At 62.9% G+C, this 280-nt stretch carries 1 protein-coding gene; it reads right to left on the bottom strand.

Annotated features, from left to right (window positions below):
- Positions 1-36: 36 nt before the first annotated feature.
- On the bottom strand, positions 37-280 hold a 244-nt coding region (locus AC0IYH_RS31145; protein WP_471838060.1), incomplete at its 5' end, for an Hsp70 family protein.

Raw genomic sequence — 280 nt, 5'->3', positions numbered from 1 at the left:
AAGTAGTCGCGATCCCTTGTCCCTATCCGTTCGGCGTCAGCCGTAGCGCTTCTTCGCTTCGATGGCCAACCCGCTGCCAATACTGCCGAAGGTATTGCCTTCCACGTGGCGGGCATTGGGCAGCAGTTCGGCCACGCTCTGGCGCAATGCCGGTACACCGCTGGAGCCGCCGGTGAAAAACACCGTATCGACCTGCTCGAGGCCTACGCCGGCATCGGCGAGCAGCCCGGTTACACTGCTGCGGATGCGTTCGAGCAGTGGGGCGATGCTGTCTTCGAAC

It is taken from the genome of Pseudomonas sp. AC463 (assembly GCF_979253585.1).
This window is presented reverse-complemented; position numbering and strand designations above follow the sequence as displayed.